This is a genomic window from Streptomyces sp. NPDC036815 (genome assembly GCF_055609205.1).
Map to the genome: position 1 here is coordinate 90,381 of NZ_JBVJPW010000022.1, position 23,677 is coordinate 114,057.

At 71.5% G+C, this 23,677-nt stretch carries 20 protein-coding genes; 5 read left to right on the forward strand and 15 right to left on the reverse strand.

All coding sequences use genetic code 11. From position 1 onward, the window contains the following. The 3 genes from ACZ69I_RS32220 to pdhA (ACZ69I_RS32230) are packed head-to-tail and all read right to left on the reverse strand — an operon-like array spanning position 1 to position 3,612. Positions 1-1,428: a dihydrolipoamide acetyltransferase family protein gene (locus tag ACZ69I_RS32220; protein WP_470836119.1), complete on the reverse strand. Its 1,428-nt coding sequence runs from the start codon at positions 1,426-1,428 to the stop codon at positions 1-3. Between the two features lie 10 nt (positions 1,429-1,438). Beyond that, positions 1,439-2,419, reverse strand: a complete 981-nt coding sequence (locus tag ACZ69I_RS32225; RefSeq protein WP_467674531.1) for an alpha-ketoacid dehydrogenase subunit beta — start codon at positions 2,417-2,419, stop codon at positions 1,439-1,441. A 2-nt stretch (positions 2,420-2,421) separates the two neighbouring features. Further along, the gene (gene pdhA, locus ACZ69I_RS32230; RefSeq protein WP_467674533.1) at positions 2,422-3,612 is read right to left on the reverse strand and encodes a pyruvate dehydrogenase (acetyl-transferring) E1 component subunit alpha; all 1,191 of its coding nucleotides are present in this window, start codon (positions 3,610-3,612) and stop codon (positions 2,422-2,424) included. A gap of 382 nt (positions 3,613-3,994) precedes the next feature. On the opposite strand from pdhA (ACZ69I_RS32230), the gene ACZ69I_RS32235 reads away from it, so the two are divergent. Further along, positions 3,995-4,654, forward strand: a complete 660-nt coding sequence (locus ACZ69I_RS32235; protein ID WP_355812362.1) for a response regulator transcription factor — start codon at positions 3,995-3,997, stop codon at positions 4,652-4,654. 145 nt (positions 4,655-4,799) lie between these two features. Further along, on the forward strand, positions 4,800-5,225 hold the full coding sequence (locus ACZ69I_RS32240) for a pyridoxamine 5'-phosphate oxidase family protein (RefSeq protein ID WP_467674536.1): 426 nt from the start codon (positions 4,800-4,802) through the stop codon (positions 5,223-5,225). Positions 5,226-5,243: 18 nt separating this feature from the next. Here the strand turns inward: ACZ69I_RS32240 and ACZ69I_RS32245 are convergent, their stop codons facing one another. Further along, complete coding sequence (locus tag ACZ69I_RS32245; protein WP_470836122.1) at positions 5,244-6,800, reverse strand: protein kinase domain-containing protein; 1,557 nt, start codon at positions 6,798-6,800, stop codon at positions 5,244-5,246. 308 nt (positions 6,801-7,108) lie between these two features. Here ACZ69I_RS32245 and ACZ69I_RS32250 point away from each other — a divergent pair, with 308 nt between their 5' ends. After that, positions 7,109-8,782: a protein kinase domain-containing protein gene (locus ACZ69I_RS32250; RefSeq protein ID WP_470836124.1), complete on the forward strand. Its 1,674-nt coding sequence runs from the start codon at positions 7,109-7,111 to the stop codon at positions 8,780-8,782. 101 nt (positions 8,783-8,883) lie between these two features. On the opposite strand, the gene ACZ69I_RS32255 is transcribed toward ACZ69I_RS32250, so the two are convergent. The 9 genes from ACZ69I_RS32255 to pdhA (ACZ69I_RS32295) all read right to left on the reverse strand — a co-directional run bounded on the left by ACZ69I_RS32255 (position 8,884) and on the right by pdhA (ACZ69I_RS32295) (position 18,785). After that, positions 8,884-9,426: a bacterial proteasome activator family protein gene (locus ACZ69I_RS32255; RefSeq protein WP_467674543.1), complete on the reverse strand. Its 543-nt coding sequence runs from the start codon at positions 9,424-9,426 to the stop codon at positions 8,884-8,886. Positions 9,427-9,491: 65 nt separating this feature from the next. Beyond that, entirely contained in the window at positions 9,492-9,920 is a 429-nt protein-coding gene (locus tag ACZ69I_RS32260; protein ID WP_470836125.1) for a hypothetical protein, read from the reverse strand. 284 nt (positions 9,921-10,204) lie between these two features. Next, positions 10,205-11,182: an NAD(P)H-quinone oxidoreductase gene (locus ACZ69I_RS32265; RefSeq protein WP_470836127.1), complete on the reverse strand. Its 978-nt coding sequence runs from the start codon at positions 11,180-11,182 to the stop codon at positions 10,205-10,207. A gap of 128 nt (positions 11,183-11,310) precedes the next feature. Then, positions 11,311-12,417, reverse strand: a complete 1,107-nt coding sequence (locus ACZ69I_RS32270; RefSeq protein ID WP_467674549.1) for a potassium channel family protein — start codon at positions 12,415-12,417, stop codon at positions 11,311-11,313. Further along, positions 12,405-13,916 (reverse strand): molybdopterin molybdotransferase MoeA, encoded by a 1,512-nt coding sequence (locus ACZ69I_RS32275; protein WP_470836128.1) that lies wholly within the window; start codon positions 13,914-13,916, stop codon positions 12,405-12,407. The genes ACZ69I_RS32270 and ACZ69I_RS32275 overlap by 13 nt, the downstream gene beginning before the upstream one ends. Next, a complete protein-coding gene (locus ACZ69I_RS32280; protein WP_470836130.1) occupies positions 13,913-14,986 on the reverse strand; it encodes an NTP transferase domain-containing protein in 1,074 nt (357 codons plus the stop codon). The genes ACZ69I_RS32275 and ACZ69I_RS32280 overlap by 4 nt, the downstream gene beginning before the upstream one ends. 135 nt (positions 14,987-15,121) lie before the next feature. Continuing rightward, positions 15,122-16,600, reverse strand: a complete 1,479-nt coding sequence (locus ACZ69I_RS32285; RefSeq protein ID WP_470836131.1) for a dihydrolipoamide acetyltransferase family protein — start codon at positions 16,598-16,600, stop codon at positions 15,122-15,124. 26 nt (positions 16,601-16,626) lie between these two features. After that, complete coding sequence (locus ACZ69I_RS32290; RefSeq protein WP_470836132.1) at positions 16,627-17,643, reverse strand: alpha-ketoacid dehydrogenase subunit beta; 1,017 nt, start codon at positions 17,641-17,643, stop codon at positions 16,627-16,629. Then, positions 17,640-18,785, reverse strand: coding sequence for a pyruvate dehydrogenase (acetyl-transferring) E1 component subunit alpha (gene pdhA / locus ACZ69I_RS32295; protein WP_470836134.1), 1,146 nt, complete (start codon positions 18,783-18,785; stop codon positions 17,640-17,642). The genes ACZ69I_RS32290 and pdhA (ACZ69I_RS32295) overlap by 4 nt, the downstream gene beginning before the upstream one ends. A gap of 204 nt (positions 18,786-18,989) precedes the next feature. Between pdhA (ACZ69I_RS32295) and ACZ69I_RS32300 the strand changes: the two genes are divergently transcribed. Continuing rightward, positions 18,990-19,628 carry an Lrp/AsnC family transcriptional regulator gene (locus ACZ69I_RS32300; protein WP_470836170.1) on the forward strand — a complete coding sequence of 213 codons (639 nt, stop codon included), beginning with the start codon at positions 18,990-18,992 and terminating at the stop codon, positions 19,626-19,628. A 16-nt stretch (positions 19,629-19,644) separates the two neighbouring features. On the opposite strand, the gene ACZ69I_RS32305 is transcribed toward ACZ69I_RS32300, so the two are convergent. Together ACZ69I_RS32305 and ACZ69I_RS32310 are read right to left on the reverse strand one after the other, a co-directional pair. Next, positions 19,645-20,238: a TetR/AcrR family transcriptional regulator gene (locus ACZ69I_RS32305; RefSeq protein WP_389716344.1), complete on the reverse strand. Its 594-nt coding sequence runs from the start codon at positions 20,236-20,238 to the stop codon at positions 19,645-19,647. Next, complete coding sequence (locus ACZ69I_RS32310; protein ID WP_470836136.1) at positions 20,235-21,746, reverse strand: 3-hydroxyacyl-CoA dehydrogenase; 1,512 nt, start codon at positions 21,744-21,746, stop codon at positions 20,235-20,237. The genes ACZ69I_RS32305 and ACZ69I_RS32310 overlap by 4 nt, the downstream gene beginning before the upstream one ends. Before the next feature lie 197 nt (positions 21,747-21,943). On the opposite strand from ACZ69I_RS32310, the gene paaN reads away from it, so the two are divergent. Beyond that, complete coding sequence (gene paaN / locus ACZ69I_RS32315) at positions 21,944-23,635, forward strand: phenylacetic acid degradation protein PaaN (RefSeq protein WP_470836138.1); 1,692 nt, start codon at positions 21,944-21,946, stop codon at positions 23,633-23,635. The last annotated feature ends 42 nt before the right edge of the window (positions 23,636-23,677 follow it).

Sequence of the window (23,677 nt, forward strand, 5' to 3'; positions counted from 1 at the left end):
TTACGCCCAGGTCAGCAGCCGCTTCGGCCGCTCCAGGATCGCCGCGACATCGGCGAGCACCTTGGAGCCGAGCTCCCCGTCCACCAGGCGGTGGTCGAAGGAGAGCGCGAGCGTCGTCACCTGGCGCGGCTTGACCTTGCCCTTGTGGACCCACGGCTGGAGCTTGATCGCGCCGACCGCGAGGATCGCGGACTCGCCCGGGTTGAGGATCGGCGTGCCCGTGTCGACGCCGAAGACGCCGACGTTCGTGATCGTGACCGTGCCGCCCTGCATGTCACCGGGCGAGGTCTTGCCGGACCTGGCCGTGGAGACCAACTCGCCGAGCGACTCGGCCAGTTCGGGCAGGGTCTTGGCGTGCGCGTCCTTGATGTTCGGCACGATCAGACCGCGCGGAGTGGCCGCGGCGATGCCCAGGTTCACGTAGTGCTTCTGGACGATCTCCTGGTTCGGCTCGTCCCAGGCGGCGTTGACGTCGGGGTTCCGCTTGATCGCCACGAGCAGGGCCTTGGAGATCAGCAGCAGCGGATTGACCCGCAGCCCCTCGAACGCCTTGTCCTGCTTGAGCTCCTCGACCAGCTTCATCGTGCGCGTCACGTCGATCGTCACGAACTCCGTGACGTGCGGCGCCGTGAACGCCGAGCCGACCATCGCCTGTGCGGTGACCTTGCGGACGCCCTTGACCGGGATACGGGTCTCGCGGGCGTCGGTGGACACCACGGGGGCGGCCGCGGCCGCCGCGGCGGAGGCCTGTTCCGGTGCCCGCGCGGCCTGCGGGGCGGGCACGGACTCGGCGGCCGGGGCCACCGCGGCGTGCACGTCCTCGCGGGTGATGACCCCGTCGGGCCCGGACGGGACGACCGTCGCCAGGTCGACGCCGAGGTCCTTGGCGAGCTTGCGGACGGGCGGCTTGGCCAGCGGCCTGGCGCCGTTCCCGTTCACCCGCACGTCCTGGCCCTGGCCCTGGCCCTGGGCGTCCGCGGAACCGGTCTTACGGGCCCGCCGCTTGGTCGAGGACTCGGCGACCCCGTACCCGACGAGCACGGGCTGACGGCCCTGCGGCACATCGGGCTCGGCCTCGGGCTCCGCCTGCGCCGGTGCGGCGGCCGCCGCGGGCGCCGCCTCGGCGGTCTCGGCCGTCTCCGGAGCGGCCGCCACGGCACCCGCCCCGCCCGACACGTCCACCGCGATGATCACCTGGCCGACATCGACCGTGGTGCCCTCGGGAAAGCGCAGTTCCCGCACCACGCCGTTGAAGGGGATGGGGAGCTCGACCGCGGCCTTGGCCGTCTCGACCTCGCACACGACCTGGCCGTCGGTGACCTCGTCACCCGGCTGCACGTACCACTTGAGGATCTCGGCCTCGGTGAGTCCCTCGCCCACGTCGGGCATCCTGAACTCGGCAAGAGCGGTCTCAGTCATCGTCGTCACGCTCCTCTCCTCAGTACGCAAGCGAGCGGTCGACGGTGTCGAGCACCCGGTCAAGGCCCGGCAGGTACTCCTCCTCCAGGCGCGCCGGCGGGTACGGCGCGTGATAGCCGCCGACCCGCAGCACGGGCGCCTCCAGGTGGTAGAAGCACCGCTCGGTGATGCGCGCCGCGATCTCCGCGCCCGTGCCCAGGAAGACCGGGGCCTCGTGGACGACGACGAGCCGCCGCGTCTTCTCGACCGAGGACTGCACGGTGTCGAAGTCGATCGGCGACATCGAGCGCAGGTCCACGACCTCCAGGGACTTGCCCTCCTCCGCGGCGGCCGCGGCCGCCTCCAGGCAGACCTTCACCATCGGGCCGTACGCCGCGAGCGTGAGGTCGCTGCCCTCGCGGGCGACGACGGCCTTGTGCAGGGGGCCGGGGATCGCGTCCTTGTCGACCTCGCCCTTGTCCCAGTAGCGCCGCTTCGGCTCGAAGAAGATCACCGGGTCGTCGCTCTGGATGGCCTGCTGCATCATCCAGTACGCGTCGGCCGAGTTGGAGGGGGAGACCACCTTCAACCCCGCCACGTGCGCGAAGAGCGTCTCGGGCGACTCGCTGTGGTGCTCGACGGCGCCGATGCCGCCGCCGTACGGAATGCGGATGACGACCGGCATCTTGACCTTGCCGAGCGCCCGCGCGTGCATCTTCGCGAGCTGCGTGACGATCTGGTCGTACGCCGGGAAGACGAAGCCGTCGAACTGGATCTCCACCACCGGGCGGTAGCCCCGCAGGGCGAGTCCGATGGCCGTGCCGACGATGCCCGACTCGGCGAGCGGGGTGTCGATGATCCGCTCTTCGCCGAAGTCCTTCTGCAGCCCGTCCGTCACGCGGAAGACGCCGCCGAGCTTGCCGACGTCCTCACCCATGATGAGGACCTTGGGGTCGTTCTCCAGCGCGGTGCGCAGCGATTCGTTGATCGCCTTGGCGATGGGAAGCTTCTGGACAGCCATGGTTACTTGCCCTCCCCGCCCGCGGGGGCGTCCGCGAACGACGCCTGGTAGGCGGCGAACTGGGCGCGCTCCTCGTCGACCAGCGCGTGGCCGTCGGCATAGACGTTCTCGAAGATCGCCATCAGATCCGGATCCGGCATCGCCCGCACCACCTCTCGCACTCGCTTGCCCAACGCTTCGCTCTCGTCGTCGAGTTCCGCGAAGAATCCCTCATCCGCGTGACCTTCGGACTCCAGGAAGGCGCGAAGGCGCAGGATCGGGTCCTTGGCCTCCCAGGCCTCCCGCTCCTCGTCCCTGCGGTACTTGGTGGGGTCGTCGGAGGTGGTGTGCGCGCCCATGCGGTACGTGAACGCCTCGATCAGCGCGGGACCCTCACCCGTACGGGCCCGCTCCAGGGCCCACTTGGTGACGGCGAGCACGGCGAGCACGTCGTTGCCGTCGACCCGCACACCGGGGAAGCCGTAGCCCTGCGCGCGCTGGAAGAGCGGCACGCGGGTCTGCTTCTCGGTGGGCTCGGAGATCGCCCACTGGTTGTTCTGGCAGAAGAACACGACCGGGGAGTTGTAGACCGCGGAGAACGTGAACGCCTCGGCCACGTCACCCTGGCTGGAGGCACCGTCCCCGAAGTACGCGATCACGGCCGAGTCGGCGCCGTCCTTGGCGACGCCCATGGCGTAGCCGGTGGCGTGCAGCGTCTGCGAGCCGATGACGATCGTGTACAGGTGGAAGTTGTTGCTGTTCGGGTCCCAGCCGCCGTTGTTCACGCCGCGGAACATGCCGAGCAGGTTCGTCGGGTCCACCCCACGGCACCAGGCGACGCCGTGTTCGCGGTACGTGGGGAACACGTAGTCGTCGTCCCGGGTGGCCCGGCCGGAGCCGATCTGGGCGGCCTCCTGGCCGAGCAGCGAGGCCCACAGACCCAGCTCGCCCTGGCGCTGCAGGGCGGTGGCCTCGGCGTCGAAGCGGCGGGTGAGGACCATGTCGCGGTACAGGCCGCGCAGTTCCTCACTGGTGATGTCCGCGACGTACGCGTCGTACTCGGCGTTCTCGACGCGCTTGCCCTCGGGGGTCAGCAGCTGTACGAGCTCGGGCTCCGTGCTCTTCTGCGGCGCGGCCTTCTTGGCGCTGGCGCGCTTGCCGCCGCCCGTACTGCTGCGGCGCGGTTTGCGCGCGGCGGTGCTCTCCACGGTCACGTGTGCTCCTCCGTCGGTCCGGCCCCCGGGGTTACCGGGATGGCCAGTGCGGCTCGCCCGTCCACAAGCCCGCGCACGGGGTGGGTGCGACTCGGCCGGGAACAGGCGTGACAGGTGCCCCGGCGAGCACCCTGCTCAATGCACGTTACCCAGTGCTTCCCATTTCTGTGAAACCCCATCTGACCTGCGAATTTACTCGGAAATCCAAGTACCTGATTGCTTGGATTACCGAGTAAATCGAGAATGGGAGGAACACGTCCTGGTCACAGCACTGATCACAGCCTGGCAGGGGGCCGGAACACCGGCACGTTATCCCGGCCACCCCGCGTACGGGAAGGGTTCCGCCCGGGCACGGAAAGAGATCGTGTGTGAGACTGGCTCCGTGCGCGAAGACGGAAAAATTACGGTATTTCTCCTCGACGACCACGAAGTGGTCCGGCGTGGAGTCCATGAGCTGCTCTCCGTGGAGTCCGACATCGAGGTGGTCGGCGAGGCGGGCACCGCGGCAGATGCCCTGGTCAGGATCCCTGCGACCCGGCCGGACGTGGCCGTGCTCGACGTACGCCTGCCGGACGGCAGCGGCGTCGAGGTGTGCCGCGAGATCCGCTCGCAGAACGAGGACATCAAATGCCTGATGCTCACCTCGTTCGCCGACGACGAGGCCCTTTTCGACGCGATCATGGCCGGTGCCTCCGGTTATGTCCTCAAGGCCATCCGCGGCAATGAGCTCCTCACCGCCGTCCGTGACGTGGCCGCGGGCAAGTCCCTGCTCGACCCCGTCGCCACGGCCCGGGTGCTCGAACGGCTGCGGGACGGCAACAACGCCAAGGGCGACGACCGCCTGGCCAACCTCACCGAGCAGGAGCGGAAGATCCTGGACCTGATCGGCGAGGGTCTGACCAACCGCGTGATCGGTGAGCGCCTGCACCTCGCCGAGAAGACGATCAAGAATTACGTCTCCAGCCTGCTGTCCAAGCTGGGCATGGAGCGGCGCTCGCAGGCGGCCGCGTACGTGGCGCGCATGCAGGCGGAGAAGCACTGACACCCCCGTCGGGGGGCCGGGCGCCGTACGGGGGCGGCGACCGGTGACGTACGGGAGCGCCTGACGGTTGAGGGACTTACGTCCTCGTTTTGTGGGGGCGGGATCCCCTTTTCCGACACCCTGTCCATCAACCAAAGTGGGTGGTATGCCCACCGATGAACAGCGCGCCTTCGAACTGCTCAGCCGCACCGACTACGGCCGGGTGGCGACCAGCATGCGCGCGCTGCCCTTCCTCGCGGCGGCCCGGCACATCGTCGTGGACGGCAAGATCCTCCTGCGCATGCACAAGGGATACGGCTACCACCGGGCCTGCATCGGCAGTGTCGTCGCGTACGGCGCGGACAACCTCAACGTCACGAGCGCGCGCGACGCCCAGTGGACCGTCCAGTGCGTCGGCCTCTGCGACCGCGTGGAGCCGACCAACGCGGAGCTGGAGCTCTTCGGCCCCGGTCCGCACTTCGTGGACGGCGACCTCTTCGACCCGGTCTACCTGCGCATCCAGCCGCAGTTCAGCACGGTCCACACCTTGCGGGCGGCCGCGTACGACCGCCGGCTCCAGCACGTCCTCTGAGCCGTACGGCGCCGGGCGTCAGAGCCCTTCGCCCTCGCCGCCGCCGTTGCCCGCGCCCTCGTCGTCGCCCGGGTCCGTCGGGTCGCCGGTGGGCTCGGTCGGGTCCGTGGTCGGCGTCGTCGGGTCCGTGGTCGGCTCGGTCGGCTCGTTCGTCGGCTGCGTCGGCTCGTTCGTCGGCTGCGTCGGCCTGTTCGTCGGGCCCGTCGGGTTGGTGGGCCGGTTCGGCGTCGGGTTGTACGTCTCCCCGCCGGTGTCCGTGTCCGGGTCCGTCGGCTCGTTCGACGTCTCCTTGTCCGGGCTCTTGCTCGGGTCCTTCGACTGCGAGTGCTTCGGCGAGGGGGACTTCGTCGGGTCCTTGTGGTCCTTCTTGTCGCTCGCGTTCAGCGCGAACGCGACGCCCACCGCGATGGCGATGATCGCCAGGACGACGAAGATCAACACCTTGCCGCGGCCGCCCTTGCCGCCGCGGTGACCGCCGTCGAAACCGCCGTCGTCACCCGGCGGCCGCAGCATCGGGCTCGGGATCTGCGCGGTTCCGGAGTCCGGGTGGGCCATCGCGGTGGTGCCCGCGACGCCCATGGCCGGGGTGCTGCCGCCCTCGTGCATCGCGACGGGCCCGGTGTTCCAGGTGCCCGTGTGGCTGCCCTGCTCGTGCAGCATCTGCAGCCCGTACTGGACGAGGCCGCGCATCTCCTCCGCCGTCTGGAACCGGTCGTCCGGGTCCTTGGCGAGCGAGCGCATGACGAGCCCGTCCAGCTCCGGCGGCGACGCGTCGGAGACCTCGGACGGCGGCACGGCCTGGTCCTGGACGTGCTGGTAGACCACGGAGAGCGGCGTCTCACCGGTGAACGGGGGCCGCAGCGCGAGGAGTTCGTAGAGGAGACAGCCGGTCGCGTACAGGTCGGAACGGTGGTCGACGGCCTTGCCGAGCGCCTGCTCGGGCGAGAGGTACTGGGGCGTGCCCATGACCATGCCGGTCTGGGTCATCGTCGACTGCGCGCCGTGCAGGGCGCGCGCGATGCCGAAGTCCATCACCTTCACCGCGCCGGTGTCGGTGATGATCACGTTCGCGGGCTTGATGTCGCGGTGCACGATGCCGTGCTGGTGCGAATAGGCCAGGGCCTCCAGCACACCGGACACGATGATCAGGGCCTGCTCCGGACCCGGCGCCTCCGCGTTGAGCAGCAGATCGCGGATCGTCCGGCCCTCGACGATCTCCATGACGATGTACGGGACGACGTTCGGCCCGACGGCGTCTTCACCGGAGTCGTACACCGCCACCACAGCGTGGTGGTTGAGGCCCGCGACGGACTGCGCCTCACGCGTGAAACGGGCCTTGGAGACGGGGTCCTCGGCGAGATCGGAGCGGAGCAGCTTGACCGCGACGGTGCGGCCGAGACGTACGTCCTCGGCCGCGAAGACCTCGGCCATGCCGCCCCGGCCGAGTCTGTGGGTCAGCCGGTAACGGCCGTCGCCGACGAGCCCGCCATTGCCCCACAATTCAGGCGCGTCTGACATACCGCCGCCGGACGCCTCGGGGTCGGACGGGCCCTGAGCGCGCTGCGTCTGTGCCATCAGTCCTCGCCGTCGTTTCTGGTCGTGGTACTTGGTGCTGAGTACGTCGCGATACCGGGTACTCCGACGGGCCACGCTACAGCCTTCGCGCCGCCCCCCGGTTCGACGTGGACCGGACATCAAAGCCCTCGCGGGGTCCCGCGCGCAAACTTGTAACGCTTCCGAGACGCTTCTTGCGCGTACGGTCACGGAACGGGCACCGAGCTTGACGCGTCATCGTCCTGGGGCAGACTTGGCCTGGAATAAGCGGTCAATCGATCACCAGCCGCGGAGCCGTCCGGCAACCGCGCCAATGGGGGACGCACGAGATGAGCAGCCAGGACGGCGCACAGGGGCGGTACGCGGGGCGTTCGCTGGCCGGTGGCCGCTACCAACTGCGCGATCTGCTCGGCGAGGGCGGCATGGCGTCGGTGCACCTCGCTTACGACACCGTGCTCGACCGCCAGGTCGCCATCAAGACACTCCACACCGAACTCGGCCGCGAGCAGTCCTTCCGTGAGCGCTTCCGCCGCGAGGCCCAGTCGGTGGCGAAGCTCACGCACACCAACATCGTGTCGGTCTTCGACACGGGCGAGGACACGCTGTCCGACGGCGGCTCCGCCGGGGGCGACGGCGCTCCGATGCCGTACATCGTCATGGAGTACGTGGAGGGCAAGCCGCTCGGCTCCGTGCTCGACGCGTCCGTCGCCCAGTTCGGCGCGATGCCGTCCGACCAGGCACTGAAGATCACCGCCGATGTGCTCGCGGCGCTGGAGATCAGCCACGAGATGGGCCTGGTCCACCGCGACATCAAGCCCGGCAACGTGATGATGACCAAGCGCAACGTCGTGAAGGTCATGGACTTCGGCATCGCCCGCGCCATGCAGTCCGGCGTCACCTCCATGACCCAGACCGGCATGGTCGTCGGCACCCCGCAGTACCTCTCGCCCGAGCAGGCGCTCGGCCGCGGCGTCGACGCGCGCAGCGACCTCTACTCCGTCGGCATCATGCTCTTCCAGCTGGTGACCGGGCGGCTGCCGTTCGAGGCGGACTCGCCGCTCGCGATCGCGTACGCGCACGTCCAGGAGGAGCCCGTCGCTCCCTCCTCGATCAACCGTTCCCTGCCGCCCGCGGTCGACGCGATCGTCGCCCGCGCGCTCAAGAAGAACCCGAACGAGCGCTTCCCGACCGCCGAGGCCATGCGCGACGAGTGCCTGCGCGTCGCCCAGTCCTTCCAGGCGGCGGCCCCCAGCATCGTGCCGGGCTCGCAGACCGCGAGCGGCGCGGGCGTGGGCGCGGCAGTCTTCCCGCCGGTCGACGCGTCGCTGCCGCAGAACGGCCAGGTCCAGACCCCGTACCAGGCGGGCCCCGGGCAGTACGGCCCGTCCACCCCGGCGCCGACGCCCGCGCCCACCCCGGGCTACGGCTACCCGCAGCAGGGCGCCTACCAGACCCCGCCGCCCGTCAACGCGTACGCGCCGCAGCAGGGGGCGCACACCCCGCCGCCGTACAACCTCTCGCCGCAGCCCGCGACGACGGCCCCGGCCGGTCCGGGCGGTTCCGGTGGCCGCAAGCGGAACATGCCGGTGGTCGTCGGCTCGATCGTCGTCGCGCTGCTCGCCGTCGGCGGCCTGGTCGCCGCCGTCTCGATGAGCGGCGACGACGAGGGCGGCAAGGAGGCCGGCGGCGACAAGTCGAAGCAGCCGGTGGCCGGGCACAAGGGTCCGAATCGCAACATGGTGATGGACACCGAGAAGTGCACGGACCCCGAAGAGGGCTACAACGACGAGAACAAGATCAAGGTCCCTGACTTCACCTTCAAGGACTGGCGGTCGGCCCTCTCCTGCCTGCAGGCGGCCGGCTGGAGCTACGACAAGCGCAAGGTGAATGAGAACGCCTACGGGGAGGACACCGTCATGCGGCAGACCCCGAAGGAGGGCACGGAGGTCGACCCGAAGAACGTCGACATCCAGTTCGACATCTCCACGGGCAATCCGGCCTGATCCCTGGCGGCACACCTCGTGAAGAAGGGGCTCGGTACGCGTGATGCGTACCGAGCCCCTCTTCGTATGTGCCGGTGTCGGCGTCCGTGCGGGTCCGGGGGCTAGAGGTACGGGCCTCCCGTGCGCCCGGCGATGCCGCCGCCCTCGTCCTCCTCGTCGCCGCCGACGCCGGGCGGCAGCGCCCGCCGCATCGACTCCAGCTGGGCCCGCGCCGCCATCTGCTGCGCGAACAGCGTCGTCTGGATCCCGTGGAAGAGGCCTTCGAGCCAGCCGACCAACTGGGCCTGCGCGATGCGCAGTTCCGCGTCGCTGGGCGTCGACTCGTCCGTGAAGGGCAGCGAGAGCCGCTCCAGCTCCTCGACGAGCTCAGGGGCGAGGCCGTCCTCCAGCTCCTTGACGGAGCTGGCGTGGATCTCCTTGAGGCGCACCCGGCTCGCCTCGTCGAGAGGAGCCGCCCGCACCTCCTCCAGAAGCTGCTTGATCATGCTGCCGATGCGCATGACCTTGGCCGGCTGTTCGACCATCTCCGTCACCGGGACCTCGCGGGATTCGTCGTCTCCGCCACCACCGAGAGCCATTCCGTCCTGGCCCACGACCAGGACCTGGGGGCTCTCCGGCGACCGTTCGTTCCTCGGCATCTCCATGCCGCCATTCTCTCGCACGCCTGCCTCACACATCGGTGGTGCCCCCGGAAGCGACTGATCCACCCTCAGCCACGGCGCAGCCGCAGGCCGAGGAAGCCGAGGCCGAGGCCGATGAGGAGCAGGCCACCGCCGAGGGGCAGGACGCGCAGGTTGGGGAGCACGGGGCCGGTGGGGGTGCGTTCCGTGGGGTCGGAGGCGGTGTCCTGGTGGGTGACGGGGAGCGGGTCGGGCTTCGGGGGGCTCGGGGGCGGCGTGTAGGGCGCCTGCGGCATCTGCGGCAGGCCCGTGAGCGGCGGCCTGGCCTGGCCGGGCCGCTCCCGCCCCTCGCCCGGCCTGCTTCCGGCCCGGGAGGTCTCGTCGACGGTGGCGACCGGACGCCTCGGCGGGGGGTGAGCCGCCGCGTACGAGACGAGACCGGGCACGACCGCCATGAGAACGACGAACAACGCGCCCGCCACCAGGACCGCACGCCGTCCAGCCCGTGAAGCTTCCACCGCGCTGACCCCCTCCCGTCACCGGGCCGTCGGAATCATCGGAACCATCGATCAAGGGCATCGCTGCACTGACGACGATGGTGACAAGCCTCACATGAAGGCTTATATCCGGCATCTCGACCAGGCGTGCGGCGGAATACGGCGGAATGGCGCCTCGCGAGGTGACAGCGGGAGGACCACGGAAGGTGACAGCGGGAGGCCCCGGAAGGGACGCGAGAACCGTGCGGCCTGCGTCACGGCGCCCCCGCGGCCGGAGATCACCCGCGGGGGCCGAGCCTGACCTGTTACCGGGTCAGGAGCACCTTGCCGATGTGCCCGCTCTCCTCCAGGACCCGGTGCGCCGCCGCGGCGTCCCGCATCGGCACCGTACGGTCCACGATGGGCCGTACGTGGCCCCCGCCGATCAGCGGCCAGACGTGCTCCCGTACGGCCGCGACGATCGAGGCCTTCTCAGCCGCCGGACGGCCGCGCAGCGAGGTCGCGGTGACGGCGGCCCGCTTCTGGAGGAGCGCGCCGATGTTCAGCTCACCCTTGGCGCCGCCCTGCATACCGATGATCGCGAGGCGGCCGTTGACCGCGAGGGCCCGCACGTTCCGGTCCAGGTACTTCGCGCCCATGTTGTCGAGGATGACGTCCGCGCCCGCGCCCCCGGTGGCCCGCTCGATCTCCTCGACGAAGTCCTGCTCGCGGTAGTTGATGAGGATGTCCGCCCCCAACTCCCGGCAGAACTCCAGCTTCTCCTTGCTGCCCGCCGTCACGGCGACTTTCGCGCCGACGGCCTTGGCCAGCTGGATCGCCATGGTCCCGATGCCGCTCGAACCACCGTGCGCGAGCAGCGTCTCGCCGGGTCGCAGGTGGGAAATCATGAAGACGTTGGACCACACGGTCGAGGTCACCTCGGGCAGCGCGGCCGCCGTCACGAGGTCGACGCCCGCGGGCACGGGCATCAGCTGACCGGCCGGCACGACGACCTGTTCCGCGTAGCCGCCGCCCGAGAGCAGCGCGCACACCTCGTCCCCCACCGCCCAGCCGGAGACGCCGGTGCCGAGGGCGGTGATCCGGCCCGCGCACTCCAGGCCGGGGTAGGGGGATGCGCCGGGCGGCGGGTTGTAGAAGCCCTGCCGCTGCAGCAGGTCGGCCCGGTTCACGGCGCTCGCCACCACCTCGACGAGCACCTCGCCCTCGCCGGGCACGGGATCGGGGACCTCGGCCCATACGAGCGCTTCGGGGCCGCCGGGTTCGGGGATCGTGATCGCATACATGCGGGCGAGGCTACTCGCGTCACGGCCGCGGGGCCGGTCGGGGAACGGCGACGCGGGGTGCCGGGAAGGAGTGCTCGGCCCCTGTCGTGGGCGCGGTCCTGATCGCTCGTCTCCGGGAACGGCCCGCGTCAGTTCGGGGGCAGCGGCTTGAAGTCCGGGGCGACGGCCGTGCCCGGTGAGGCGCGGACGATCGTGATCAGCCGGTCCGTCAACTGCAGCTTCCCCAGAGCCGGATCGTCGTACCCGAGCACGCGGTGCCCTCGTACGACACTCACGACCAGGTCGTCCGTCTCCCGCACGTTCAGCCCCACCTCGGCCTTTATCACCGGCCGTTCGACCATGTCGAGCCCGCTGCCCTGCTGGATCAGGTCTTCCATGACCATGCCCGCGCTCGGGCTGAGCACGGAGAGGCCGAGCAGCCGTCCGGCCGCACTGGCGCTGGTGATCACCGCGTCGGCGCCGGACTGCCGGAGCAGCGGCGCGTTCTCCTCCTCGCGCACCGCCGCCACGATCTTCGCCCCGCGGTTCAACTGCCGTGCGGTGAGGGTGACAAGGACCGCCGTGTCGTCGCGCTGGGTCGCGATGATGATCTGGCGCGCCCGCTGCACCTCGGCGCGGAGCAGCACGTCGCTGCGCGTCGCGTCACCGACGACGCCCGCGAAGCCCTCGGCCGTGGCGGCCTCGATGACCTTCGCGCTCGGGTCGACCACGACGATCTGGTCCGGCTTCAGGCCGGTGGCACGGACGGTCTGGATCGCGGACCGGCCTTTGGTGCCGAATCCGACGACGACGGTGTGTTCACGCAAGTTGGACCTCCAGCGGGACAGACGCCATTCCTCGCGCGTCCGTTCCGTGAGCACTTCGAGGGTGGTGCCGACCAGGATGATCAGGAAGAGCACGCGCAACGGCGTGACCAGGAGGATGTTGGTGAGCCGCGCGCTGTCGCTGTACGGGACGATGTCGCCGTAGCCGGTGGTGGAGAGCGTGACCGTGGCGTAGTACGTGGCGTCGAGGAAGTCGACGCGGCTGTCCGAGTTGTCGTGATAGCCGCCGCGGTCCACCCAGACGATGAACGTCGTCAGTGCGAGCACCAGCAATGCCATCGCGAGACGGCGGGTGACCTGGCGCAACGGGCGCTCGACCGTACGCCGGGGCAGCTTGATCCGCTGGGTCATCTGCTGCTCTTCGGGGTGGCGCGCCATCGCGTCGTGCCCGGGAAGTTTCACGTGAAACACTCCTCGCCGTCCGCGCTGCCCGCGCCGTACGGCCCCGTTCCCGTACCCACGTCCGGCACCGCCCACGGCAGGTCGAGGATCTCCAGCTCCTGCCCCTCCCGCGCCCCGCCGGGCGGTACGACCGCGAGCCCGTCGGCCGCCGCGATGCCGCGCAGCATCGCCGGACCGTTGAAACGGAGCGGCACGGCCCGGTCGGAGCGCAGGGTGACGGGGACGAGGCGGGTGTCGTGGGGGTGTCCCTGCACGGGGTCGCGCAGGGGAGCGGTGTACGTCGAGGGGCCGCCGCAGCCGGTCGCGCGACCGGAGAGCGTACGCAGCAGGGGCTCGGCCAGCGTCAGGAGCCCGGAGACGGCGGCGAGCGGGTTGCCGGGCAGCCCGACGACGTGCTGTCCGGGTCGGACGCGGGCCAGCAGCATGGGGTGCCCGGGGCGCACGGCGACGCCGTCCACGAGCAGTTCGGCGCCGAGCCGGTCGAGGGTCGGGTGTACGTGGTCGACCGGCCCCGACGCCGTACCGCCCGTCGTGACGATCAGGTCGGCGGCGGACGAGCGCATCGCCTCGTGGAGCGCTTCGGCGTCGTCACCGAGGAACCGCACGGCGGTCACGTCGGCGCCCAGCGCGTGCAGCCAGGGCGGCAGCATCGGGCCGAGCGCGTCCCGGATGAGGCCTTCGCGGGGGAGGCCCTCCGTCAGCAACTCGTCGCCCAGCACGAGGACTTCGGCCCGCGGCCTGCGGACCACCGCGAGCGTGTCGTATCCGGCGGCCGCGGCCAGGCCGAGCACGGCGGGGGTCACCAGGGAGCCGGCGGGCAGGAGGTGGTCGCCGGAGCGGCACTCCTGGCCGCGCGGGCGGATGTCCTGGCCGGTGACCACCTCGCGCAGCGCGTGCAGCCGGCCCTTGTCGTCGAGGGTGCCGTGCTCGCTGCGCAGCACCGCGGTGGCGTCCTGCGGGATGCGGGCACCCGTCGCGATGCGCACCGCCTCCCCGTCGCAGAGCGCGTCCGGACGGCCGTGCCCCGCAAGGATCTTCTCGGCCCGCACGTCCCAGGGCCCCGGCCCCGCGACGGCCCAGCCGTCCATCGCCGAGGTGTCGAAGGACGGCAGGTCCGTGAGAGCGGTGAGCGGCGCGGCGAGGATCAGGCCGAGGGCCCGGTCCAGGGGAACCGGGACGGGCTCGACCGTCGGCCGCGGCGCGGCCCGCTCGGCCCGGACGCGGGCGGCGGGCCAAGGGGTGGGGGCGGGTGCCGAGGCGGGTGCGGGGGTGGAGGCGGGCGAGGGTGAGGCGGCGGGCTGGGCGGTGGACCGGGCGGCGGTTCGGGCGGCGGTTCGGGCGGCGGTTCGGGCGGCTGGGGTGGTCGCCGGGGAGGCCTGGGGCGCGCTCTTGTCGTGGCTGCGGTCGGGGCTGACGTCGCGGTCGCGGTTGCGGCTGACGTCGCGGTCGCCGTTCACCAGGGCGAGTGCCTCGTCGAGATCGGCGTCCGGCGCGGGTTGCCCGGTCATCCGGCGTCCGGCCGGGTGCGGGGCGAGGAGTCGGTCGCGGTGTCGGGCTTGGCATCGGTCGCGGAGCCGGGCTTGGCATCGGTCGCGGAGCCGGGCTTGGCATCGGTCGCGGAGCCGGGCTTGGCGTCGGGTTTCTCGTCCTGCTGGTCCTCGTCGGTCCAGCGGGCCGCGAGCGCGACGGCCTTGCGCGTCGCCTCGGCCACCGCCTCGGCGCCGTCGGCTGTTGCGCCGCCGCCCCGCGCGGCGGCCTGCGCCGCCGCGTATCCGACGAGGAACGTGGTCAACGGTGCGGCCGGCCTGGCCACGCCGTGCGCGGCGTCGCGGGCGAGGTCGAGGAGGGCGCCGGTGTCGACATCGAGATCGATGCCCAGCTCGTCCTTGACTGCGGAAATCCATTCATCCAACACGTGCCCATGCTCCCTGATCCGCGCCCGGGCGGTGGCGATGTCGTCCCAGGTGTCGCAGTCGAATGCGGCGACGGGGTCGGCGACCCGGGCCAGCCCGAGCCGCGCGACGAGCAACCGCAGAGGCAACCCGGAGAGCCCTCGGAGGTGTGGGGACCGGACATCCGCGGAGCGGCCACCCGCCTCCCGCTCCTCCGCGAGCCCCGCGATCTCCCGGCACAGCGCGTCCCGCCGGTAGGCCGCGACGAGCGGCTGATCCCGCCCTTCGGGGTCCGTGAGGACCGCCCCGTCCGCACCACTCTCGCCCAGCGCGGCGAGCAGACGGCCTACGGTCCGCTCACCCAGGAACGGCAGGTCGGCCGAGAGCACCACCACCCGCTCCGCCGAGGTGTGCCGCAGCCCCGCGGCGAGCGCGGCCAGCGGCCCGCCGCCCGCGGGTTCCTCGCGCGCCCACACGACGGGACGCGTGGTCGGCCTCGGCGCGGCCACGACGACCGTGGTCCCGGCGCCCGCACAGGCCGCGAGGACCCGGTCGATCAACGTCCGGCCGCCGACCCGCACGCCCGGCTTGTCCGCGCCGCCGAGCCGCGCGGCGCCACCGCCGGCGAGGACGACGGCGTCGTACGGCGTGGCGGGCTCGGGCGGACCGCCCTCGTTCGTGGTCACCCACTGAGTATGGGCATACGAAGGATCATTGCCACCCCCGCGAAGGGCCTTACGGGCAAAGGACTTACGTCACTTCAGGTGCACCCGTCATCACACCCCTCCCACCCGTCACATCCCTCACGCTCGTCACACCCGTCACACCGACCGCAGCAACACCGCCGGCTGTTCGACGCAGTCGGCCACATAGCGCAGGAAGCCGCCCGCGGTGCCGCCGTCGCACACCCGGTGGTCGAAGGTGAGGGACAGCTGCACCACGTGCCGCACCGCCAACTCCCCTTGGTGCACCCACGGCTTGGGCACGATCCGGCCCACCCCGAGCATGGCCGCCTCGGGGTGGTTGATGATCGGCGTGGAACCGTCCACTCCGAACACCCCGTAGTTGTTGAGCGTGAAGGTCCCGCCGGTGAGCTCTCCCGGCGTGAGCGTGCCCTTGCGCGCCAACTCCGTGAGCCGGATCAGCTCGGCGTTGATCGAGTCGGTCGTACGGGTCTGGGAGTGCCGCACCACCGGAACGACCAGGCCGCGGTCGGTCTGCGCGGCGAGACCGAGGTGGATGTCGGCGAACTGCCGTACCTCGCGCGCCTCCATGTCCACGGACGAGTTGAGCATCGGATACCGGGTCAGCGCGGCCACGCTGATGCGGGCGAGCAGCGCGAGCAGGGACACCTTGTGGCCGTCCCGTTCCGTCGTCGCGGCGTTCATGGCCTTGCGGGCCGCGAGCAGTTCGGTCGCGTCGGCGTCGACCCAGCAGGTGGCTTCCGGTATCTCGCGCCGACTGCGGGACATCTTGTCCGCGACCAGGCCCCGTATGCCGGTCAGCGTGTGCCGGCTCACGGCTCCGGCGTGTTGCGGCTCCTGTCCCGCCGCCACCTGGTGGCGCGCAGCGGCCCGGTTCTCGCGGATCAGCTCGTCGTCCTCGCGGGCGGCCGCCTCGATCGCCCTGGTCCGGCGCGCCTCGGCGTCCTCGCCGGTGGCCTCTCCGGTGGCCCTCGTGCCGGCGCGGTCCGCCGTGAGCGCCGCGTCGACGTCCGCGCGCGTGATGAGCCCGTCCGGGCCGGAGCCCGCGAGGGCGCGCAGGTCCACGCCGTTCTCCCGGGCCAGCTTGCGGACGAGCGGGGAGATCACCGGAATGGGGCCGTCCCCGCGCGCGGGGGCCACGGTCCGGTCCTGCGCCGGGGGCGCCACGGGAGGCGCGGCGGCCGTGCGGGGTGCGGGCCGCGAGGGCCGTACTCTCCGGCGGCGGGCGGGAGCCGCCGCCGTCCCGTACCCGACGAGGACGTTCCCGGAGGCCTCCTCGGCGGCCGTCTGCAGGGCCCGCTCGGCGGGCTCCTCGGGGGCCCGGCCCCCGGTCGTCGTCTCCAGGGCACCGGACCCGGCCGGAGCGCCGACGGCGACGGTCAACAGCGGCGCCCCCACGGGAAGTTCCGTGCCTTCCTCGCCGAAGCGGGCCGTCACCACGCCTCCGTAGGGACACGGCACCTCGACCATCGCCTTGGCCGTCTCGACCTCGACGACCGGCTGGTCCACGGCCACGACGTCACCGACCTCGACGAGCCAGCGGACGACCTCCGCCTCCGTGAGCCCTTCCCCGAGGTCGGGCAGTTTGAATTCCATACTGTTCACATCAAGGGCCGGGGCCATCAGCTCTCCGCCTCCCACTGCAGCCGCGCGACCGCGTCCAGGATCCGGTCGACACCCGGCAGATGGTGCTTCTCCAGCATCGGCGGCGGATACGGGATGTCGAAGCCCGCGACCCGCAGCACCGGCGCCTCCAGGTGGTGGAAGCACCGCTCGGTGACCCGCGCGGCGATCTCGCCGCCGGGGCCGCCGAAGCCGCCCGACTCGTGGACGACGACCGCCCGCCCGGTGCGCCGCACGGACGCGGCGACCGTCTCGTCGTCGAAGGGCACCAGCGAACGCAGGTCGACCACTTCCAGGTCCCAGCCCTCGGCGCGCGCGGCCTCGGCCGCCTCCAGGCAGACGGGCACGGACGGCCCGTACGTGATGAGCGTGGCGCTGCGACCGGCGCGGCGCACCACGGCGCGGCCTATCGGGTCCACGCTCTGCGGGGCTTCCGGGGTCCAGTCGGCCTTCGACCAGTACAGGCGCTTCGGCTCCAGGAAGACGACGGGGTCGTCGGAGGCGATGGAGGCGCGCAGCAGGCCGTAGGCGTCGGAGACCGTGGCGGGCGTGACGACGTGGAGGCCCGGAGTCGCCATGTAGTACGCCTCGGAGGAGTCACTGTGGTGCTCGACGCCGCCGATGCCGCCGCCGTAGGGCACGCGGACGGTGATGGGCAGCGGCAGTGCTCCCCGCGTGCGGTTGCGCATCCGCGCCACGTGCGAGATCAGCTGCTCGAAGGCGGGATAGGCGAAGGCGTCGAACTGCATCTCGACGACGGGCCGCAGCCCGTACATCGCCATGCCGACGGCCGTCCCCAGGATGCCCGCCTCGGCGAGCGGCGTGTCCGTACAGCGGTCCTCGCCGAACTCCTTGGTGAGCCCGTCGGTGACCCGGAAGACTCCGCCCAGCGCCCCGACGTCCTCTCCGAGGACGTGCACGGAAGGGTCCTCGGCCATGGAGTCCCGCAGCGCGCGTCCGAGCGCCTGCGCCATCGTGGCCGGTTTGGCGGCCGGCTTCGCCGCGACCGTGGTCATCGCCCTTCCTCCTCGGCCTCTTCGGAGGCCACTTCCAGTTCGGCGCGCAACTGGGCCGCCTGCTCCCGCAGTTGCGTGGTCTGCTCCGCGTACACGTGCGCGAAGAGGTCCATGGGGTCGAGCACGGGCTCCTGGTTCATGCGCTCGCGCAGGTCGGCCGCCATGGCCTCCGCGTCGTCGGCCGCCTGTCGCTTCGTGTGGTCGTCCAGGAGTCCGCGCTCCGTCAGCTCCCGCTCCATGAGCAGGATCGGGTCGTGGTCGCGCCAGGCGTCGACGTCGGTGTCCTGGCGGTACCGCGTGGCGTCGTCGGCGTTCGTGTGGGCTTCCATGCGGTACGTGACGGCCTCGACGAGCGTGGGGCCGCCGCCGGCCCGCGCGCGGGAGACCGCTTCGCCGAGCACCTCGTGCATCGCCACCGCGTCGTTGCCGTCCACCAGGCGGCCCGGCATGCCGTACCCCACCGCCTTGTGGGCGAGGGACGGGGCAGCCGTCTGCTTGTCGAGGGGCACGGAGATCGCGAAGCCGTTGTTCTGCACGAGGAAGACCACGGGGGCCCGCCACACCGCCGCGAAGTTCAGCGCCTCGTGGAAGTCGCCCTCGCTGGTGCCGCCGTCGCCCACCATGGCGAGCGCGACGACGTCGTCGCCCTTGAGCCGGGCGGCGTGCGCGAGGCCGACGGCGTGCGGCAGCTGCGTCGCGAGAGGCGTACTCAAGGGCGCTGTGCGGTGCTCGCGCGGGTCGTACCCGGTGTGCCAGTCGCCGCGCAGCAGGGTCAGCGCGCTCATGGGGTCCAGACCGCGGGCGACCACGGCGAGCGTGTCCCGGTAGCTGGGAAAGAGCCAGTCCCGCTCCTCCAGGGCGAGCGCGGCGGCGATCTCGCACGCCTCCTGCCCGGTGCTCGAGGGGTAGACCGCCAGCCTGCCCTGCTTGGTCAGGGCCGTCGCCTGCGTGTTGTAGCGACGACCGCGTACCAGCTCCGCGTAGAGACGGCGCAGCAGCCCAGGATCGGCCTTCTCGGCGGCCGGGGTGCCCAGGACGCGGTACGGCTCCGGGTCCGGCAGCAGCGGCGCGGGGTCGGTCCTGGGCTGCCAAGCGGGGGGCGGGGTGGGCCGGTAGGCGCCCCGCTGCTCCATGACCGTCATCACGGCACCTCCTGGGGGAAGCGGACTCCTCGTGGGAGCGGAAATGAGACGCGTCGGCGTGATGCGCCTCACCTACCGATTGTTCGGTCGTCGGCACATTTTGGCTACAGGCACCTCCAGGCTGTGGACAAACGGTTCTCCACAGCCTGGGATGGATGCAGTACGTCCATGGTAGGGAGGCGGGGGGACATGGCATCTGAACGAATGGCCGAGGGGCGGGACGGCGACCGCACCGAGCCCCGAATCCCGGACGCTCGCGCGCCGGAGGGCCGCGTCCCGGAGGCCCGAGCTCCGGAAGGCGCGGTTCCGGACGGACGGCCGGTTCCGGACGGACGGCCGGTTCCGGACGGACGGCCGGTTCCGGACGGACGGCCGCCGGAGGGCCAGCTGCCGGATCCCCGCCCCCTGGACGCCATCGACCGCGACATACTGCAGATCCTGCACACGGACGGACGCGCGTCGATACGCTCCGTGGCCGAACGCGTCCATGTGTCACGCGCCAACGCGTACGCGCGCATCAACCGCCTCATCGACGACGGCGTCATCCGGGGTTTCGGGGCACGCATCAACCACGAGCGCGCCGGGCAGGGCGCGTCCGCGTACATCACGCTGAAGATCGTCCAGAACACCTGGCGCACGGTGCGCGAGCATCTGCGCGCACTGCCGGGTGCGTCTCACATCGCCCTGGTCAGCGGGGACTTCGACGTACTGCTCCTGGTGCACACACCGGACAACCGAGCCCTGCGCGAACTGGTGCTGACCCGGCTCCAGGCCATCCCCGAAGTGCTCAGTACGCGTACGCTGCTGGTCTTCGAGGAGGACGACATGGAGCCGGAGAACTGACTCCGGAGCACCGGCCTCAGCGGTCGGTACGCAGTCCCGCGAAGGCCAACTGCACGACCGCGTCGGCGATCTGCTCGCCGTTGGCGGCCCCCCGGCTCTCCGGGCGATACCACTCCACGATGGAGTTGATCATTCCGAAGAGCAGCCGGGTGGCGAGGCGCAGCTCGACGTCGGAGCGCAGATCGCCCTCCGCGGCGGCCTCCTTGAGCAGCTCGGCCACCTGCTGGTCGAACTCCCTGCGCCGCTCCATGGCCCAGCGCTCGGTGTCCGTGTTGCCGCGCACCCGCAGCAGCAGCGTCACGTAGGGCAGTTCGGCGACCAGGACCTCCACGGTGCGCCGCGTGACGTACTCGAGGCGCTGCACCGCGGTGCCCACGCGCGCGTGCTCCTCGACGAGGATCCCGAAGAGCCCGTCAAGGGCCCGGCTCACCGCCCGGCGCAGCAGCTCCTCCTTGCCCGCGACGTGGTGGTAGATCGACGACTTGGAGATCCCGGCCGCTTTGGAGAGGTGCTCCATGGACGTGCCGTCGTAGCCGCGCTCGTTGAAGACCCGGACGGCCACGCTCAGCAGCGTCTCCGGGGTGTACGTGTCCCGCCGGGCGGTGGTCATGAGTATTCCTCTCGCACGGCCTGGCGCCGCAGTGCCTGGGAGGGCGCGTAACGCCCGGTGGGGTACTCGTCGTGCAGCACGTCGAGCGCCTCGGCCACCCGGTACGCGGTGAGCCTGCGACCCCATTCGAGCGGTCCGAGCGGGTAGTTGACGCCGAGCCGCATGGCGGTGTCGATGTCCTCGGCGGCCGCCACCTCGCGGCCGACCGCGTCGAGGGCGAAGTCGACGAGCATCCACACCGTGCGGGCCACGATCATCCCGGGGGTGTGCCCGATGACGCTGACCTTCTTGCCGAGCGCCTGGAAGAGGCCGATGGCCTCCTTCAGCCCCCGCTCGCCCACCCGGCTCGACGGGCCGAGGGCGATCCTGGTCGCGGCGGCGTAGTCCAGGGCGAGGTCGAAGTGGATCGTGGGCTCCGCCGCGGCGTCGGCGGCCGTGCCGTCGGCCAGGGCGAGCCGGACACCACTGGGGAGCTCGATGAAGCCGGGGTAGCTGGGGTCGCCCTCGCCGCGGCGGACCTCTATGCCCGCGTCGCCGATCAGGCCGGACAGGGTGTCGGCCGGGAACAGGTCGCCGTGGACGGCGACGGAGGCCGGGGCCTTCTCGGGCGGGGCCGTGTGCGGTTCCGCGCGTGGGGCGTCGTCCCCATACGCGTACCAGCCCTGCCCCGACTTCCGTCCGAGGCGGCGCGACTCGACGAGGCGGCGCTGGGCCAGTGAGGGGGTGAACTTGGGGTCCTGGAAGAAGGACTCCCAGACGGAGCGCGTGACGGCCTCGTTCACGTCCTGGCCGATGAGGTCGGTCAGCTCGAAGGGGCCCATCTTGAAGCCGCCGCACTCGCGCAGGACGGCGTCGATGGTCGCGGGGTCGGCGACCCGCTCCTCGTACAGGCGCAGCGCCTCGGCGTAGAAGGGCCGTGCGATGCGGTTGACGATGAAGCCGGGGGTGTCCGCGCAGCGCACCGGGGTCTTGCCCCAGGCCTTGGCGGTCTCGTACGCGCGCGTGGCCGCCGCCTCGTCCGTCGCGAAGCCGCTGACGACCTCGACGAGGGGGAGCAGGGGGGCCGGGTTGAAGAAGTGCAGGCCGACGAAGCGGCCCGGCTCGCGCAGCGGGCCCGCGACGGCGGTCACGGAGAGGGACGAGGTGTTGGTGGCGAGCAGACAGTCCTCGGCGACGACTTCTTCGAGCTCCTGGAACAGCCGCTGCTTGACGTCCAGTTGCTCCAGGATCGCCTCGACGACGAGAGCGCAGTCGGCGAGCTCCGCGAGGCTCTCGGCAGGGCTGAGCCGGGCGCCTGCCGCGGCGCGGTCCTCCGCCGTGAGGCGGCCCTTCTCGACGAGCCGGTCCAGACGGGCACCGATCGCGTCGGCGGCCGCTTTCGCGCGGTCGGGCACGGCGTCGTACAGCCGCACGGGGTGGCCCGCGACCAGGGCGACCTGGGCGATGCCCTGCCCCATGGTTCCGGTGCCCACCACGGCAACGGCGCTGCTGAGCTCGAGTGCTGTCATGCTCGCGATCCTCCCGCACGGCCTGTCGGCCGCAGGGCCCGGGGGTGACCGTGAAGAAGTTGTCCACAGGTTTCGCGGAGCCCCTTGTCCCGACCGATCGTTCGGTTACTCTAGCTGTGTCAGAGCGTTCCTGCCCACCGTCCCTGCCCAGCTCGCCGGCTCGACGAAGAGCCGGCCGAGGAGGAGTTGGTCCCGTCATGGCCGCCGAACTCACCGCGCACCAGCTGATCGCCAAGCACCGGCCCACCCTCGACCAGGCGCTGGAGACCATCCGCTCGCGCGCGTACTGGTCCCCCCACCCCGAACACCCCAAGGCGTACGGGGAGGACGGGAGCCTGAGCCTGCCCGAGGGCAAGGCCGCCTTCGACGCCCTTCAGGGCACCCGCTTCGACCTCGGCCAGCCCGGCACGGACGACTGGGTCGGCGGCGAAATCTCGCCGTACGGACCCGAGTTGGGCATCACGTATCCGCACCCGGACGTCGACACCCTGCTCCCCGCGATGCGCGCCGGAATGCGCGCCTGGCGCGACGCCGGCGCGGAAGTGCGCGCGATGGTCTCCCTGGAGATCCTGTCGCGGATCAGCGCCCGCACGCACGAGCTGGCGCACGCGGTCATGCACACCAGCGGCCAGGCCTTCATGATGGCCTTCCAGGCGGGCGGGCCGCACGCCCAGGACCGCGGCATGGAAGCGGTGGCGTACGCGTATGCCGAGCAGACCCGCACCCCCGACGCCGCGGAGTGGACCAAGCCCCAGGGCAAGCGCGACCCGCTCGCGCTGCACAAGCGCTTCACGCCCGTGGCGCGCGGCATCTCGCTCCTGATCGGCTGCAACACCTTCCCGACGTGGAACGGCTATCCGGGCCTGTTCGCCTCGCTCGCCACCGGCAACCCCGTCCTGGTCAAGCCGCACCCGCGCGCGGTCCTGCCGCTGGCCCTGACGGTGCGGATCGCCCGTGAGGTCCTCACGGAGGCGGGCTTCGACCCGAACCTCGTGTGCCTGGCCGCCGAGCGGCCCGGCGAGGGCATCGCCAAGACGCTCGCCCTGCGCCCCGAAATCAAGATCATCGACTACACCGGATCGTCCTCGTTCGGCGACTGGCTGGAGGCCAACGCCCGCCAGGCGCAGGTCTACACGGAGAAGGCCGGGGTCAACACCGTCGTCGTCGAGTCGACGGACAACTACAAGGGCATGCTGGCCAACCTCGCCTTCTCCCTGTCCCTGTACAGCGGCCAGATGTGCACCACCCCGCAGAACCTCCTGATCCCGCGCGACGGCATCCGGACGGACGCCGGCACCAAGTCGTACGACGACGTGGTGTCCGACCTCGCCGCTTCGGTGAGCGGCCTGCTCGGCGACGACGCCCGGGCGAACGGCATCCTCGGCGCCCTGGTCAACCCCGATGTAAAGACCCGCCTCGAAGCGGCCGCAGGCCTCGGGGAAGTCGCCCTCCCCTCACGGGAGATCGCCAACCCGGAGTTCCCGGACGCCGTGGTCCGCACCCCGGTGATCGTGAAGCTGGACGGCGCCAAGCCGGATGCCGAGGCGGCCTACCTCAGCGAGTGCTTCGGCCCGGTCTCCTTCGCGGTCGCCGTCGACTCGGCGGCGGACGCCGTGGACCTGCTGCGCCGCACGGTGCGCGACAAGGGAGCGATGACCGTCGGGGCGTACACGACGTCGGAGGAGCTCTCCGCCGCCGTGGAGGAGACCTGCCTCGAGGAGTGCGCCCAGCTGTCCCTGAACCTCACGGGCGGCGTGTACGTGAACCAGACGGCGGCGTTCTCGGACTTCCACGGCTCGGGCGGCAACCCCGCGGCGAACGCCGCGCTGTGCGACGGCGCGTTCGTCGCCAACCGCTTCCGCGTGGTGGAGATCCGCAAGGACGCCTGATCGCGGCGTAGGCGCCCACAGGCGGGTCCGGCCCGGCTGCCC

What these genes read in the sequence shown, in the direction of transcription:
- ACZ69I_RS32225 (WP_467674531.1), bottom strand. Translation starts at nt 2,419, where the DNA reads ATGGCTGTCCAGAAGCTTCCCATCGCCAAGGCGATCAACGAATCGCTG.
- ACZ69I_RS32240 (WP_467674536.1), top strand. Translation starts at nt 4,800, where the DNA reads ATGCCCACCGATGAACAGCGCGCCTTCGAACTGCTCAGCCGCACCGAC.
- ACZ69I_RS32245 (WP_470836122.1), bottom strand. Translation starts at nt 6,800, where the DNA reads ATGGCACAGACGCAGCGCGCTCAGGGCCCGTCCGACCCCGAGGCGTCC.
- ACZ69I_RS32250 (WP_470836124.1), top strand. Translation starts at nt 7,109, where the DNA reads ATGAGCAGCCAGGACGGCGCACAGGGGCGGTACGCGGGGCGTTCGCTG.
- ACZ69I_RS32255 (WP_467674543.1), bottom strand. Translation starts at nt 9,426, where the DNA reads ATGGAGATGCCGAGGAACGAACGGTCGCCGGAGAGCCCCCAGGTCCTG.
- ACZ69I_RS32265 (WP_470836127.1), bottom strand. Translation starts at nt 11,182, where the DNA reads ATGTATGCGATCACGATCCCCGAACCCGGCGGCCCCGAAGCGCTCGTA.
- ACZ69I_RS32275 (WP_470836128.1), bottom strand. Translation starts at nt 13,916, where the DNA reads ATGACCGGGCAACCCGCGCCGGACGCCGATCTCGACGAGGCACTCGCC.
- ACZ69I_RS32285 (WP_470836131.1), bottom strand. Translation starts at nt 16,600, where the DNA reads ATGGAATTCAAACTGCCCGACCTCGGGGAAGGGCTCACGGAGGCGGAG.
- ACZ69I_RS32290 (WP_470836132.1), bottom strand. Translation starts at nt 17,643, where the DNA reads ATGACCACGGTCGCGGCGAAGCCGGCCGCCAAACCGGCCACGATGGCG.
- pdhA (WP_470836134.1), bottom strand. Translation starts at nt 18,785, where the DNA reads ATGACGGTCATGGAGCAGCGGGGCGCCTACCGGCCCACCCCGCCCCCC.
- ACZ69I_RS32300 (WP_470836170.1), top strand. Translation starts at nt 18,990, where the DNA reads ATGGCCGAGGGGCGGGACGGCGACCGCACCGAGCCCCGAATCCCGGAC.
- ACZ69I_RS32305 (WP_389716344.1), bottom strand. Translation starts at nt 20,238, where the DNA reads ATGACCACCGCCCGGCGGGACACGTACACCCCGGAGACGCTGCTGAGC.
- ACZ69I_RS32310 (WP_470836136.1), bottom strand. Translation starts at nt 21,746, where the DNA reads ATGACAGCACTCGAGCTCAGCAGCGCCGTTGCCGTGGTGGGCACCGGA.
- paaN (WP_470836138.1), top strand. Translation starts at nt 21,944, where the DNA reads ATGGCCGCCGAACTCACCGCGCACCAGCTGATCGCCAAGCACCGGCCC.